This window comes from Micromonospora sp. NPDC049903, assembly GCF_044460945.1.
Classification (GTDB): domain Bacteria; phylum Actinomycetota; class Actinomycetes; order Mycobacteriales; family Micromonosporaceae; genus Micromonospora.
This window is the reverse complement of record NZ_JBITKL010000021.1, coordinates 1-14,722: the sequence shown is the minus strand read 5'-3', so window position 1 is coordinate 14,722 and position 14,722 is coordinate 1. Positions and strand designations below refer to the sequence as shown.

At 73.8% G+C, this 14,722-nt stretch carries 12 protein-coding genes and 1 pseudogene; 6 read left to right on the top strand and 7 right to left on the bottom strand.

The window, feature by feature from the left end:
• The first annotated feature begins 140 nt into the window (after positions 1 to 140).
• The gene (locus ACIBO1_RS25050) at positions 141 to 827 is read left to right on the top strand and encodes a hypothetical protein (protein WP_396750578.1); all 687 of its coding nucleotides are present in this window, start codon (positions 141 to 143) and stop codon (positions 825 to 827) included.
• A 70-nt stretch (positions 828 to 897) separates the two neighbouring features.
• Here ACIBO1_RS25050 and dinB read toward each other — a convergent pair whose 3' ends face one another.
• The 3 genes from dinB to ACIBO1_RS25035 all read right to left on the bottom strand — a co-directional run bounded on the left by dinB (position 898) and on the right by ACIBO1_RS25035 (position 4,912).
• On the bottom strand, positions 898 to 2,091 hold the full coding sequence (dinB, locus tag ACIBO1_RS25045; RefSeq protein ID WP_396750576.1) for a DNA polymerase IV: 1,194 nt from the start codon (positions 2,089 to 2,091) through the stop codon (positions 898 to 900).
• Between the two features lie 75 nt (positions 2,092 to 2,166).
• The gene (locus ACIBO1_RS25040) at positions 2,167 to 3,741 is read right to left on the bottom strand and encodes a glutamate synthase-related protein (protein ID WP_396750574.1); all 1,575 of its coding nucleotides are present in this window, start codon (positions 3,739 to 3,741) and stop codon (positions 2,167 to 2,169) included.
• 43 nt (positions 3,742 to 3,784) lie between these two features.
• Positions 3,785 to 4,912, bottom strand: coding sequence for an N-acetylmuramoyl-L-alanine amidase (locus tag ACIBO1_RS25035; protein WP_396750572.1), 1,128 nt, complete (start codon positions 4,910 to 4,912; stop codon positions 3,785 to 3,787).
• 360 nt (positions 4,913 to 5,272) lie between these two features.
• On the opposite strand from ACIBO1_RS25035, the gene ACIBO1_RS25030 reads away from it, so the two are divergent.
• The 4 genes and pseudogenes from ACIBO1_RS25030 (at position 5,273) to ACIBO1_RS25015 (ending at position 10,629) form a co-directional block, all read left to right on the top strand.
• Positions 5,273 to 6,934 carry a serine/threonine-protein kinase gene (locus ACIBO1_RS25030; RefSeq protein ID WP_396750570.1) on the top strand — a complete coding sequence of 554 codons (1,662 nt, stop codon included), beginning with the start codon at positions 5,273 to 5,275 and terminating at the stop codon, positions 6,932 to 6,934.
• A 37-nt stretch (positions 6,935 to 6,971) separates the two neighbouring features.
• Entirely contained in the window at positions 6,972 to 7,730 is a 759-nt protein-coding gene (locus tag ACIBO1_RS25025) for a hypothetical protein (RefSeq protein WP_396750568.1), read from the top strand.
• An 86-nt stretch (positions 7,731 to 7,816) separates the two neighbouring features.
• Positions 7,817 to 8,587, top strand: a pseudogene (locus ACIBO1_RS25020) (hypothetical protein); the annotation flags it as partial.
• A gap of 815 nt (positions 8,588 to 9,402) precedes the next feature.
• Positions 9,403 to 10,629 carry an MFS transporter gene (locus ACIBO1_RS25015; protein WP_396750566.1) on the top strand — a complete coding sequence of 409 codons (1,227 nt, stop codon included), beginning with the start codon at positions 9,403 to 9,405 and terminating at the stop codon, positions 10,627 to 10,629.
• 11 nt (positions 10,630 to 10,640) lie between these two features.
• Here the strand turns inward: ACIBO1_RS25015 and ACIBO1_RS25010 are convergent, their stop codons facing one another.
• Entirely contained in the window at positions 10,641 to 10,991 is a 351-nt protein-coding gene (locus ACIBO1_RS25010) for a YchJ family protein (RefSeq protein ID WP_396750745.1), read from the bottom strand.
• A gap of 148 nt (positions 10,992 to 11,139) precedes the next feature.
• On the opposite strand from ACIBO1_RS25010, the gene ACIBO1_RS25005 reads away from it, so the two are divergent.
• Entirely contained in the window at positions 11,140 to 11,856 is a 717-nt protein-coding gene (locus ACIBO1_RS25005) for an MBL fold metallo-hydrolase (RefSeq protein WP_396750564.1), read from the top strand.
• Positions 11,857 to 11,864: 8 nt separating this feature from the next.
• On the opposite strand, the gene ACIBO1_RS25000 is transcribed toward ACIBO1_RS25005, so the two are convergent.
• From ACIBO1_RS25000 to ACIBO1_RS24990, 3 genes are all read right to left on the bottom strand, one after another.
• Positions 11,865 to 12,500, bottom strand: a complete 636-nt coding sequence (locus ACIBO1_RS25000) for a hypothetical protein (RefSeq protein ID WP_396750562.1) — start codon at positions 12,498 to 12,500, stop codon at positions 11,865 to 11,867.
• 110 nt (positions 12,501 to 12,610) lie between these two features.
• Positions 12,611 to 13,219, bottom strand: a complete 609-nt coding sequence (locus tag ACIBO1_RS24995; protein ID WP_396750560.1) for a class F sortase — start codon at positions 13,217 to 13,219, stop codon at positions 12,611 to 12,613.
• 120 nt (positions 13,220 to 13,339) lie between these two features.
• Positions 13,340 to 13,831 carry a hypothetical protein gene (locus ACIBO1_RS24990; RefSeq protein WP_396750558.1) on the bottom strand — a complete coding sequence of 164 codons (492 nt, stop codon included), beginning with the start codon at positions 13,829 to 13,831 and terminating at the stop codon, positions 13,340 to 13,342.
• Positions 13,832 to 14,722 lie beyond the last annotated feature (891 nt).

Genomic DNA, 14,722 nt, shown 5'->3' with positions numbered 1-14,722 from the left:
ACGACACATCGAGCACTCTGTGATCGGAGCATCGCTGTGGGTTAGGGTCGTTCGCGTTCGCCGGTCGTGACCGTACGGCACCGGCCTTCTCCGACGTCCGTGTCATCGAAGCGGACCGGCCCGACGACACAGGAGCCCCCGTGCAGGTCACCCCGCCGGTCCACCGCGCCCGCTGGAGCGACATCGACTGGATCGTCGACCTCGTCACCGCCGCTGTCGCGCCGACCGCCGCCGGGGCGTGGCTCGTGCCCGATCCGCGACGGCGTCCCGCCGTCCTCGCCGCCGTGGCCCGGATCTGGGTCGAACACGCCCTCCTCTTCGGCGACGCGTTCCTGCTGGCGAACGGGGCGGCGGCCAGCGTCTGGTTCCACCGGTACCGGCCGATCCCGCCACCGCCGCGCTACGACGAGCGGCTCGACGACGCCTGCGGCGGGCACGCCGGACGCTTCCGCCGGTTCGACGAGGTTCTCGCCGCACGACGCCCCGAGGAACCCCACCAGCACCTGGCCCTGCTCGCCGCGCCGCCGGACACCGACCGGGTGGGGCAGGCGGCCACGCTCCTCGCCGGCAGTCACCAGTGGATGGACACGCTCGGGCTGCCCACCTACGCCGAGGCGCACCACGGTGCCGACCGCCGCCTCTATCGCCGCGCCGGCTACCAGGAACGGTGTCGCCTCGTCCGGGCGGACGGGCACCCGGTGACCGGGCTCTGGCGGCCCGCGCCGCAGGCCCACCTCGACCGGCTCTCCGACGTCCGGTCCGGCGCGGGCATCGCCGCACCCCGCGCCACCGCGCTCCCCGACGCGGACGCCCGGCTCGTCCGGTGACCGGGCTGTCGGCGGCTCGACCCGGTCACGGCGCCGGTCCTCGGACCCGCCCGGCCCGCGCCGCCCGAGGTCAGGGGTCGGGCAGCAGCGGCATCTCCGGGCCGGTGTCGCGGCCGAGCAACGCGCCACGGGTCAGGGCGGTCGAGCCGAACCGGTCCCGGACCGCGTCGACCGCCGCGTCCAACTCCGCCGTGGGCGGCGCGGCGTGCCAGGGCAACGTGAGTTGTACGTGCCCGTCGCCGAGGTTGCCGACCGCCACGCCGATCAGCGTCACGCCCCGCCGCTCGATCTCGGGCAGCGCCGCCCGCAGCAACGCCCGTGCGGTGCCGAGCACCGTGACCGTGTCGGCGGTCGGCTTCGCCAGGGTGCGCGAGCGGACGGCCCGGGTGTAGTCGGCGAACCGCAGCCGCAGCGTGACCGTCCGCCCGGTGCGGGTGCTCGATCGCATCCGCCGGGTGACCCGGTCGACCAACCCGGCGAGGACGGCGTCCCACTCGGCCGGACCGTGCCCCACCGCGCCCAGCGCGTGCTGGGCGCCCATCGAGCCGCGCCGTCGGCCCACCTGCACCGGGCGTGGGTCGCGATCGTGGGCCAGGGCGTGCAGGTGCCGACCGACGCCCGCGCCGATCAGGGACACCAGGGTCGCCTCGCCGAGCCGGGCCACGTCACCGACGGTCCGGATGCCGTGCCGGCGGAGCTTCGCGGCGGTCACCGGCCCGACTCCCCACAGCCGGTCGACCGGCAGCGGATGCAGGAAGGCCAGTTCCTCGGCCGGCGGCACGACCAGCAGACCGTCCGGCTTGGCCACGCCGCTGGCCACCTTGGCCAGGAACTTCGTCCGCGCCACCCCGACCGTGATCGGCAGCCCGACCTGCTCCCGCACCACCTCGCGCAACCGGGCCGCGATGTGGGCCGGTGCCCCGGCCAGTCGCCGCAGACCACCCACGTCCAGGAACGCCTCGTCGATCGAGAGCCCCTCGACCAGCGGGGTGGTCCGCCGGAAGATCTCGAACACCGCCCGGCTGGCCGCGGTGTACGCCGCCATCCGGGGCGGCACCACGACCGCCTCCGGGCAGAGCCGGCGGGCCTGCGCCCCGCCCATGCCGCTGCGGACACCCCGGGCCTTCGCCCGATAGCTGGCGGCCAGCACCACGCCGCCTCCGACGAGCACCGCGCGACCCCGCAACCGAGGGTCGTCACGCTGCTCGACCGAGGCGTAGAACGCGTCCAGGTCCGCGTGCAGGATGGTGGCGTCGACTGACACGCCGCCATCATCGCACAGGTGTACTAAAACAAGCGATGACCTGCGGTGAGGTGGCCGGTCAGAGTGCTCGGGAACTCATCTGCGGGCGGTGCGCGACGGGGGAGCGCTGCCGCCCTGGGGGGCCTCGGTGGACATCAGGTCCACGATCGCCTTCCGGTCGGCGGCCGAGGGTAGGCCCCAGTCGGGCCGGTAGCCGTACACCTCGCGCAGTGGGGTGGAACTGGTGCGGCCGCCGAGGATCTCGACGGAGTCGGCGTCGATGAGACCGGGGTGTTCCACACCGCAGGCCTCGGCCACCTTCATCAGGTCGCGCCGCAGGGTCTTGATGTAGTGCGCGGCGCGGTCGGCCTTCGACGTCGGGTCCAGGCCCCGGGCCAGCCAGGCGTTCTGGGTGGCGACCCCGGTCGGGCAGCTGTCGTCGTGGCACTTCTGCGCCTGGATGCAGCCGATGGCCAGCATCGCCTCCCGCCCGACGGCGAGCATGTCGCAACCGAGCGCGAACGCGACCACCGCGTTGTCGGGCAGGCCGAGCTTGCCGGCGCCGACGAAGACCACCTGCTCGTGCAGGCCACGCTCGGCGAAGATCGGATAGACCCGGGCGAAGCCCTGCTGGAACGGCAGCGACACGGAGTCGGTGAAGATCATCGGCGCGGCGCCGGTGCCGCCCTCGCCGCCGTCGACGCTGACGAAGTCGACGCCCCGGTCGGTGTCCCGCATCAGGTCCGCCAGCTCGGTCCAGAACCCCAGGTCGCCGACGGCGGACTTGATGCCGACCGGCAGGCCCGTCTCGGCGGCCAGCAGCTCCACCCAGTCGAGCAGACTGTCGCAGTCGGAGAACTCGGCGTGCCGGGACGGGCTCACGCAGTCCCGGCCGACCGGGATGCCCCGGGTCTCGGCGATCTCGGCGGAGACCTTCGCCGCCGGCAGCAGCCCGCCGAGGCTCGGCTTGGCGCCCTGGCTGAGCTTGATCTCCAACGCCCGGACCGGGTTGGCGGCCACCACGTCCTTGAGTCGGGCCAGGTCGAACCGGCCCCGGTCGTCACGGCACCCGAAGTACGCGGTACCGATCTGGAGGATCAGCTCACCGCCGTTGCGGTGGTACGGGGACACCCCGCCCTCGCCGGTGTTGTGCAGGCAGCCGGCGAGGGCCGCGCCCCGGTTCAGTGCCTCGACGGCCCGGCCGGACAGCGAACCGAAGCTCATTCCGCTGATGGACACCACCGACTCGGGCCGGAAGGCGCGGGCGCGACCCCGGGCCGCGCCCAGCACCTTGGCGACCGGCAGCCGTACGTCGTGGCCCATGGTCGGGATCGACGGGGGGACCGTGCGACCGAAGGTGCGGTGCTTGATGATCGGATAACCGGCGGTGTACTCGATGTCGTTGTCGGTGCCGAACCCGAAGTAGTTGTTCTCCTGCTTCGCCGAGGCGTACACCCAACGGCGCTGGTCGCGGGTGAACGGGCGTTCCTCGTTGTTGCCGGCGACGATGTACTGCCGTAGTTCCGGCCCGATCGACTCCAGCAGGTAGCGTGCCCGGCCGAGCACCGGGAAGTTGCGACGCAGCGCGTGTTCGCGTTGGAGCAGATCGCGTGCGGCGAGCGCGGCGAGTGCGGCGACGGCGGCGGGTACGGCGTGACGAGCCCATCTCATCCCGCCACACTTTCCGGCTCCGGGCCAGGTCAAACGTCCCGGCTCAGTCACGGACCAGGGACTGCCGCACCACCCCGCCGACGATCGCGCACCAGGTGCCGGTGTCGACGGTGCCGGTGCGGGGCAGGCGGTGCAGCGCCTGGAGGTCGCGTACCGCCCGTCGGGTCGGGTCGTCGAGCACACCGGTCGGCGCCACGTCCGCGTACCCCTTGACGGCGAACAGCTCCTGCGCGGCGGTGACCGGCCGCCCGACGACGCCTCGGCCCAGGTCCGGGGCGAGGGTCTCCCAGGTGGCGGCGGTCAGCGTGGCGTCCACGTCGACCGGGAGCCCCTGGCGGGCCTGCCAGTCCTGCACCGCCGCCACGGTGGCCGGGTCGAAGGTGCCGGTCGGCTCGACGGGGTAGCCGTGGTGGGCGAGCAGGTGCTGCGCCACGCGGACGGTGGGGGCGTTGACGAAGCGCCACACGTCCGGCCAACGGCGGGCCGGTACGGCGCGCCGTGGCGTGCCCAGGGCGTGGAAGACCCGGCGGCGCAGCGTCGGGAATTGGCGATAGAAGGCCGCGCCGGGACACTGGGTGGTGCGGAAGTCCCAGTGGCCGAAGATGTCGTGCGCGTACAGACCGTACCGGCGGCAGACGGCCACGCAGAGCCGCACCAACGAGTCCAGCAGCGCGGCCGGCGGGGTCTGGTCGACGTACGTGCCCTCGTTCTCGATGCCGATGGCCCGCCCGTTCTCCCCGGGGCAGTGCGCGGCGATCATCTGCCGGTCACCGGCCCGTAGCCGGTCCAGACTGCCGTGCCGGCCCTCCAGGACGTACCCGCCCCGGCTGACCGTGAAGTGCTGGCCGGTGTCCGACCAGCCGTTGCCGTCGACGTGCAGGTCCTGGCACTCCCGGGCGAGCGCGACCGCCCGTTCCCGCGAGTGGTCGGTGACGTTGGGGAAGGCCATGTGGTGCACGATGATCTTGTTGGTGGGTGTCGCGCTGACCGCCAGCGGGCCGGTCGGCGGGCGGGCGCCCCACTCGTCGCAGCCGATGATCCAGTCCAGGTCGTCGCCGGCCCGGGCCGGTGTGGGGCGGGCGAGGCCGGTCCCGACGACGGCGACCGTGGCGGCGCCCAGGCCCGCGCGCAGCATCGTCCGGCGGTCCCACTCGGTGTGCTCGGCAGGCATGGCGTCTCCTCCCGGATGGGCGCGCGTGTGAAAACCAGCGCCACGAGAAACTCCTGAGGTGGAGGATATTGCCGGAGCCGTGTCCGGCGCCAGAGGTCGACGGACGTCGACATCCGGACCCGCCGCGGCGATCGCGCCGGAGGTGTTGACCCGAGGTGCTACCTCTGACGGCGTGTCCGAGATCGACCATCGCGCGGCGACCGCCGGATCGTCCGGCGGCCACCTCGTCGATCGGACGAGCCGTCGGGCGGCCACCCGGCCGACGACGGCACCTGTCGGGCGGATGGTCCCGCCGCCACGGGCGGCCACAATGAGCAGCGTGCCCACCCTCACGCTGGGCGGAGCGCGGGGAGCGGCGACATGACCGGATGGCAGGTTCCCGGATACACCCTGGCCCGGCGGCTCGGTGCCGGCGCGTCCGGCACCGTCGACCTCGCCGTGCACGACGTCACCGGCACCCCGGTCGCGATCAAGTACCTGACCGGGCAGCTCCACGACGAACTGTTCCGGTACGCCTTCCGGGACGAGGCCCGACTGCTGGCCGAGATCGACGACCCGTACGTCTGCCGCCTCTACGAGTACGTCGAGGCACCCGACGGCGCGGCCATCGTGATGGAGTTGGTGAACGGCGTCTCGCTGCGCCAGATGCTGCGCGCGCAGGGCCCCACCACACCCGAGTCGGCGCTCTGTGTCCTCAAGGGATCACTGGCCGGGCTGGCCGCCGCGCACGCACACGGGGTGGTGCACCGCGACTACAAGCCGGAGAACGTGCTGGTCACCGCCGAGGGCACCAGCAAGTTGGCGGACTTCGGCATCGCCATGCCGGTCGGTGCCGACGCCGGTGGCAGCGTCACCGGCACCCCCCGCTACATGGCCCCCGAGCAGTGGACGGGCGCCCCGGCCGAACCGGCGTGCGACATCTACGCCGCCACCGCGACCTTCTTCGAGTGCCTGACCGGCCGCCCCCCGTACGACGGGGGCGACCTGGCCACCCTGCGCCGACAGCACGCGCGTGCGCCGATCCCCACCGACGGCGCCCCGCGACCGGTGCACGGGCTGCTGCGGCACGGCATGGCCAAACGTCCCGCCGACCGGCCGCAGCCCGCCCGGGTCTTCCTCGCCGAGCTGGAGGAGACGGCCGTCGGCGAGTACGGGGCGGACTGGGAGGAGCGCGGGCTGCGCGAGCTGGCCCAGCGGGCCGCGCTGCTGGCCGCCCTGTTCCCGTTCCCCGACGGCAGCGGCGGCACCGTCAGCGTGGCCACCACCACGCTCGGCGCGAGCACCGCCGACGACGGCTCCGGCCGCCGACCGACGTCGCGGCGGACCGGCCGGGCCCGGGCCGCGCTGGTCGGTGGTGGCCTGGTGGCGGCCATGCTGGTCGGCGGCGCCGGGCTCGGCTACGCGATGGAGGAGCCGCCGGTGCCGACCGGTGCGGCGTCCGAGGCGACCACCGACCTGACCGGTTCACCCGCGCCGACCGAGGCCACGCCGACCCCCACGCCGACGCCCGGACCCACCGCCACTCCCACCCCGACGTCCGTCACGCCCCCCACCCCGACCGGCGGCACCGCCACGGCCGACCCGACCGGCTCGCCGGCCCCCACCGGCGAACCCACACCGTCCACGGCCGATCCGTCGCCGTCGACGAGCACCAGCCCGCCGCCGCCACCGGATGTCACCGCACCCACCGTCGGTCGGGTCGCCGCGAGCCCGACTACGCTCGATCCCGCCGGCTGCCCGTACGGGCCGACCGCGAGCACCGTCACCGCACTCGTCCAGGACGACCGCACGGACGCCGACGACCTGCGGGTCCGCATCCGCTACACCATCGAGAAGCAGACGTACGAGCGGCGGATGGCCCCGGCCGGCGGCAACCGCTTCCAGGGCGTCCTCGCGGACCTGCCCCGCCCCGGGAACACCGCCCGGATTCCGGTGACGGTGGTGGCGACCGACGCCGCCGGCAACACCAGCACCGGCGACCCGACGTACGTCACCCTCTACTCCTACTGCACGCCGGGCTGACCGGGCGCGTGCACCACCACGACCCGGGAGACCCGCCGTGACCCAGCCCGACGATCCGACCCACGCCCTGCCGCCCCAGCCGGTGTCACCGTCCGACGAACCGACGGTCCGCTGGGCCGGCGCCGATCCGACCACCCGTCTCGGCGTCACGGGGCCGTGGGCCACCTCGGACCTCGACGCGACGCAGGGGGCGACCTACCCGCCGCCCGGCACGACCACTGCGTACCCGGGAGGGACCCCGACGGTGCGTACGAGTGCCGCGCGGGGTGGTGCGCTCGCGGCGCCGACCACCGGGCCGGGTGGTGAACTGCGGTTCGGGCCCGGCGTTCCCGCTGCCCCGCCGTCGGCCCCCGCGTGGCCGACCCCCGGACCGGCACCGCGCCGCAGGTCCCGCTGGCGTCGCTCGGTGTCGGTGCTGTCCACGCTGCTCACCCTCGGGCTGCTGGCGGCGGTCGGGCTCTGGATCTGGCAGCGGCTGAACCCCCTGGAGATCAGTGGCGTCAGCGTGGCGGTGCCGCAGCCGGCGGGGCAGCGGTGCGACGTCACCGTCGACGTGGTCGCCACGGTACGCACCAACGGCCGCCCGGGCACCGTCGAGTACCAGTGGCTACGGTCCGGGAGCACGCCGGGGGCCCTGCTGACCGAGCGGGTGGGTCCAGGGCAGCGGACCGTGGAGCTGACCCTGCGGTGGACGTTCAGCGGGGTGGGCAGCACCACCGAGACGGCCACCGTGAACGTCGTCTCGCCCTCGTCGGCGCAGGCGGTCACCGAGGTCGCGTACTCCTGCCCGGGTTGAGAGGCGGACACCCGCGACGTTTCTCGCGCGACGCCCGGGGGTAGGTCGGGCCGGACCGACCGACCGCCCGTGCAAAGGACCATTGGATGCGAGACAACTTCGGCGATGCGGTGGGAGACACCCTCCGCGCCATACTCCTCTTCCTTCCCAAAGCCGTCGCCTTCGTGGCGATCCTGGTCGCCGGCTGGCTGATCGCCAAGGCGGTGCTGAAACTCGTCGGCCGGCTGCTGGAACGCGTCGGCTTCGACCGGGCGGTCGAACGTGGCGGCATCCGTCGGGCGCTGGCCCGCTCCCGGTACGACGCCAGCGACATCGTGGCGCGGCTCGCGTACTACGGGATCCTGCTGCTCACCCTCTATCTGGCGTTCGGCATCTGGGGACCGAACCCGATCTCGGACCTGATCGCCGGAGTCATCGCCTGGCTGCCGAGGGCCTTCGTCGCCATCGTCATCGTGGTGGTCGCCGCCGCCATCGCCAGTGCCGTGAAGGATCTGATCTCGGGTGCGCTCGGCGGGCTGTCGTACGGTCGGCTGCTGGCCACCATCGCCTCGGCGTTCATCCTCGGTCTCGGCATCATCGCGGCGCTGAACCAGATCGGCGTGGCCACCGCCGTCACCACTCCGGTGCTGATCGCGGTGCTCGCCACCGTCGGCGGCATCCTCGTCGTCGGGGTCGGCGGCGGGCTGATCCGTCCGATGCAGAACCGCTGGGAGTCCTGGCTGTCCCGCGCCGAGGCGGAGTCGCGGAACATCGCCGAGCACGCCCGCGCCTACTCCGCCAGCCGCCGCGAGCGCGAGGAGCAGGCCGCCCGGGAACGTGAGGCGGAGGCGGCCCGGGAACGCGAGGCGCAGGCCGCCCGCGAGCGCGAGGAGCAGCGGATCGCCGCCGAGCGGCGGCTGGCCGAGTCGACGGCGGCACCCGTACCGCCCGGCGGGGCGACCTTCGGCGCGCCGGCCGTCGACCCGCCGCCCGCCACGCCGGTGTTCGCGACCGGAACGTCGTCGGGTACGCCGGTGTCGGACGACCCGGAGGCGACCCAGGTCGTCACCCCGCCCCACGTCGGCGCCGACGCCACCACGGTGATGCCGCGTCAGTCCACCGCGAGCCACGACGACCCGGACGCCACCACGGCGTTCCCGCGTCAGTCGGCGGCGGCCCCTGAGGACCCCGACGCCACCACCGCGTTCCCGCGTCAGTCGGTGGCGGACTCCGACGACCCGGAGGCCACCACGGCGTTCCCGCGCCAGCAGCCGGTCGACGACGACCCGGATGCCACGACCGCGTTGCCGCGCCAGTCCGCCGCGACGACCGGCGACGCGGACACCACCCAGGTCACGTCGACCGGCCCGACGGTGCCGGCGCCGCGAACCTCGGCCGACGAGAGCGAGTCGACGATCATCCTGCCGAAGTCCGACGACCCGCCCGGTCGCTGAGCCGACGGCGTCACCTCGCGGGACGGGACCGGTCGGTCCCGTCCCGCGACGCGTCCGGCAGTCCTCGTCTCCGGGCAACGCCCCGCCGGAGCCCGCAACGGGGTGGCACCGGGTGGTGCCGCCGCCTACGATCACCGCATGACCTGGCGACATTGATGCCTTGACCGAGGCCGGGGGCCGCCCTCGGACACCGTGCACACCGGTGTCCGTAATCGCCCCCACCCATCCGGATGGCCTCGATGACCCTCGCTTCCGCCGCCGGCCGTCGCCTGGCGGCCACTCTCTACGCGTACACGTTCCTCACCGACCTGATCCTGCTCTACCCGGTGTACGTGCTGCTCTTCTCCGACACCGGGCTGTCGGTCGGGCAGATCTCCTCGCTGTTCGTGATCTGGTCGCTGGCCGGTCTGGTGCTGGAGGTCCCCGCCGGTGCCTGGGCCGACGCGACCTCCCGACGCCTGGTGCTCGCCCTGGCACCGCTGTGCAGCGCCGTCGGCTTCGGCCTCTGGACGGTCCTGCCGTCCTACCCGGCGTTCGCCGTCGGGTTCGTGCTCTGGGGAGCCGGTGGTGCGCTCGCCTCCGGCGCGCTGGAGGCGCTGGTCTTCGACGAACTCGATCACGTCGGCGCCGCCGACCGGTACGCCCGGACCATCGGTCGTGCCCGGACCGCCGGCACCGCCGGGGTGCTCGGGTCGATCCTGCTCGCCGGTCCGGTGCTCGGGCTCGGCGGCTACCCGGCGGTCGGGGCGGCCAGCGTCGGGGCCTGCCTGCTGGCCGCCGCCGTCGCGACCCGATTTCCCGAACACCGGCGTCCCGCCGCCGAGCCTTCCGAACCGGACGAGCCCGGCTGGTGGCAGGGGCTACGGCTGGGCGTCGCCGAGGTGCGCGGCAACCGGCCCGTACGCGCGGCAGTGCTGCTGGTGGCGGTGGTCAGCGCGATCTGGGGCGCGCTGGAGGAGTACCTCCCACTGGTGGCCCGGGACACCGGCGTCGCCCTGACCACCGTGCCGTTGTTGCTGCTAGTGGTCACCCTCGGGCAGATGGCCGGTGGGCTGCTCGCCCCGGCCGGGCAGCGGCTGCGCACCGGCGGGTACGCCCTGCTGCTGGCCGCCTCGGCGGTGGTGCTGGCGGCGGGGGCGCTGCTCCGCCGACCGGCGGGGTTCCTGCTGGTCGCGGCCGCGTTCGCCGGTTTCCAACTCGCCTCGGTGCTGGCCGACGCCCGCCTCCAGGCCCGGATCAGCGGCCCGGCCCGGGCCACCGTCACCTCGTTGGCGGGCACGCTCACCGACGTGACCACGATCGCGGTGTACGTCGGCTTCGGCCTGCTCGCCACGGCCACGGACACCGCGTGGGCGTTCGCCCTGGCCGTCGTGCCGTACCTGCTGGTCGCGGCGGCACAGATGCTCCGCGCGGGTCGGACCCGACGCGCACCGGCCGACGTGTCGTCCGTCCGGATCGACGCGTGAGCGTGCCCGGCTCAGGACCGCTCGGCGTCCAGGTAGACCCAGCGGCCGTCCTCCCGGACGAAGCGGCTGCGCTCGGTCACCGTGCCGGGGTCGCGGCCCTCGCGGTAGTGGGCGCGAAACTCCACGGTCCCGGTGCTGTCGAACAGCCCGCCACCGCCGGTGCCGACGACCTCCAACCCGGTCCACCGCTGTGCCGGGTCCAGGTGCAGCCGGGGCGGGCGGGTGCGGGAGTGCCAACTACGCAGCAGGTAGTCCCGGTCACCGACGGCGAACGCCGCGTACCGGGAGCGCATCAGCGCCTCGGCCGTCGGCGCGTCCGCCTCGCCACGGTGCAGTCGCCCGCAGCAGTCCGCGTACGGCATGCCCTGCCCGCAGGGGCACGCCCCGGTCACCTCGGTCCGCCTGTTCCGCTTCGCCACCTCGTCATCCTCTCGGCACCGGACCCGACGGGTGACGCCGGGGGCGTGGCGCGCCCCGGACATCGGGGGAGGTGGATGGTATGGTGCGCCGATGGCGCGGTCAGCCGCAGTGGCCATCGCCCCGGGTGTCTGGCGTATCCCCACCGTGGGCAGGTCCTTCATCAACTCGTACGCCCTGGTCGACGACGACGGCAGCGTCACCCTGGTCGACTGCGGGATACGTCGCGCACCGGCCCGGATCGTGCGCGGGCTGGCCGCCATCGGCAAGCACCCGGCCGACGTGACCCGGATCGTGCTCACCCACGCCCATCCCGATCACGCCGGTGGGGCGGCTGAGGTGGCTCGCCGTACCGGTGCGCCGATCGCGGTGCACGCCGCCGACATGCCGTACGCCGAGTCCGGCACCCCGCCGCCGAGGGATCCGACCGTCGCCGGTGCCCGGCTGTTCGGCCGCCTCGCCGGGGGCCGCTTCCCGGCCTTCGAGGTGGCGCAGCCGTTGACCGACGGGGACCTGCTCGATGTCGGCGGTGGACTGCGCGTCGTGCACACCCCCGGCCACTCGCCGGGACACGTGTCGCTGCTGCACGAGCCGACCCGGGTGCTGATCACCGGCGACGCGCTGTTCAACGTGGCGGGTATCCGGTGGCCGGTCAAGGCGTTCTGTACCGACTTCGAGATGACCCAGCAGACCGCCCACGTACTCGGCGAGCTGGAGTACGACGCGGTCGCCTTCACTCACGGTCCCGAGATCACCGATCGGGCCCGCGAGCAGGTCCGGGGCTACCTCAGCCGACTGTCCGACGGGTAACGCGCCGGTCAGCGGGTCCGTGCGCCGCGCCGGCTGCCGAACGACTCCATCGTGGTCGCCTTCCGCGTCGGCCTCGGCGCGCTCGCCGCCCGGGACCGCGCGGCGGTGGCCTGGCTGGCCGACGTCTTGCGGGTCGCCGCCTTCTTCGTGGCGGTCTTCGTGGCCGGTGCCCGACCACCGGTGGCCTTGCCCGCCGGTGCCTTCCTCGCCGCTGTCTTCTTCGCTGCGGGCGCCTTCTTCGCGACAGCGGCCTTCTTCGCGGCGGTCGCGTTCGCGGTGGGCCGCCGGGTCGGACCCGCGGTGGCGGAGACGGCCTTCTTCCGCGCCGTCCGGGCGGAGGTCGCCGCTGTCGTACCGGTCGTGGCCTTCCTGCCGGTGGCCTTACCGGCCGCCGCCCTGCTGGTCGTTGCCTTGCTGCCCGTTGCCTTGCTGCCCGCTGCCTTGCTGGTCGCTGCCTTGCTGGTCGTCGTCTTGCGGGTGGCCGTCGTGCTGGTGGCTGCCGTGCCGGTCGTGGCTCTGCCGCCGGTCGCCTTGGCGGTCGTCTTCCTGGCGGCTGCCGTCCCGGTGGTCCGCTTCGCCGCCGGGCTCGTCCGCTTCGCCGCCGTGCCTGCTCCGGTGCTCTTCCTGATCGCTGCCTGGGCCATCGTTGCTCCTCGGGTCTGTCGTGGACGCTCGGGTCTTCCCGGCGTCCGGATGGTCGAACGCGTGCCACCAGTCGCGCGGGCTCACGCGGTGCGGGCTCACCGTGTCGGGCTCACGCGGTGCGGGTGGCGAAGACGATCACGTTGTCGGCGTACTCGCCGCGTGCCGGGTCGAACCGGCCGCCGCAGGTGATCAACCGCAGCCCGGCCAGGCCGCCGGGGCCGTAGACCAGGTCGGTGGGGAACCGCTCCTTCGGGTACGCCTCGACGGCGTCCACGGTGAAACGGGCCACCGTGGCGTCGACCCGGGCGATGTGGACGGTGTCGCCGGGACGCAACCGCCCCAACTCGAAGAAGACGGCCGGGCCGTCCCGGGAGTCGACGTGGCCCACCAGGACCGCGTTGCCGATCTCACCCGGGCTGGCGCCCGGCCGGTACCACCCGGCGACCTGCGGGCGGTCCAGCGGCGGCACCTCCAACGCGCCCGAGGCATCGGCGGCGACCGGCACCAGCGGTGCGCGTACGCCGATGGCCTCGATCCGCACCTCGACGGGGTCGGCGCGCAGCAGCGGCGGCAGGCTCGGCGCGGCGCCTGCCCGCTGCGCAGCGCCGTCGGGCTGCGGCGGTCCGGCCGGCATCCGTCCGAGCCCCACGCCGACCAGCGCCACCCCGACGGCCGCGACCAGCGCGAGCAGCACGCGTCCCCCGTGGTACGCCCGCACGGTCACCTCCGCTCACGGATGTCGGACGGTCGGCGGGACACCTGTTGTGGGGTGTCCCTCGGGTGCCCGCACCGTGGCGTACGGCGCGGGCACCCGTCGCAGGATGGATGGGCTGGCGCGTCAGAGACGCGCGGCGGCCTCGGCGTGCCGGCGGCGACGGGCCAGGATGACGCCGCCACCGAGCGCGGTGGCGATCAGGGTCGCCCCGGTGGCCAGGGAGCCCAGTCCGTCGTCGCTCGTGCGGCCCCCGGCCTGGGCGCCACCGATCGGGGTGACCGTGAACGTGGTGCTGCCGTCCGAGGTGCCGTCCCCGCAGGTGGCGGCCACCGTGTACGTGCCGAGGGTGAAACCGGCGGTGAACAGTTCGGCGCTCAGGCCGCCGCCGGCCGCGGCGGTGGTGGAGCGGACGTTCTGGTCCCGGTCGGGGCCGGTGACGCGGAACAGCGCGTCTCCGGTGCTCGGGTTGCAGGTGGTCGCGGTGAGCACGACGGTCCCCCCGACCGGGGTCGTCGCCGGTGACACCGTGGTGTCCGCCCATGCGACTCCGGGCATGAGCAGCGCGCCCAAGGCGATGCTGCCGACAGCCGGTACGAGAACTCTGGTTGCCTTCATACGCGTCTTCCCTCACTTTTCGTCCGCTGACTGCGTGGGACGTCGTTCGGGTGGCCAACTCCGCGACTAGCACCGGTGTGCCCAACACTAGGTGGGCTTGGGATCCGATCCGGTGAAAATGAGAAATCTTCGTTGCCGTCACGTGTCCGCCCGCCCGACTCGGGCGTCGCGGAAGGTCCCGCCACGAGCCTGGCGGGCACCGGCATCCGGTCGATGTCCGCCTGCCGCACGTCGTGACCGGTGGGCGGAAGGCGAGGTCGACGCAGTGTCGCGCCGATCGTGGCACCCGTCCGTTTCCCCACCCGACCCCCCGCCCACCCGGCCCCCCACCCGGATCCCCCCTCACCCGCCCGGACCCGCGCTCGCCGAGTTGATCAAGAGGTTTGATCCGTGGATCCTCCGGAATCCACGCCAAAACTTCTTGATCAACGGGGAGGGGTGGGGGACCCGGGTGGGAGGTCTGCCGGCCCCGCTGGAGGCGGGGAGGGGGTTTTGCGCCGTTCGTGGTCGGATGTCCGGTTCTCGGGTTCGGGTGGGCGGGTGCGGGGCGGAATCGGGGTGGGGTCGGTGGCGTTGTAACCCGGTGGCTGACCGAGCAGGACCCCACCCCGTGGCGGGTGGTGGGCGGATGCCGGAATGATCTGGCCCGGTCGGTCGTTATACCTGGTCCCGGCGCCGCGAGGGCTCGCGGATATCCCCGGGAATGACCCGGCCCGGCAGGTGGTTGTGTATTGACCCGACGCCGCAGGGTTCGCTGATCCCTCGGATTTGGTGCGTCGGTTCCTCCTCTTCTTCATTAGCGCCTGACGGCGTTCACGTCGCCCCCTTCCCCCTGGTGGGTGGCGTCTACCCCCGAATGGAGCTGTCTCATGAACTCGAAGCTGCTGCGTA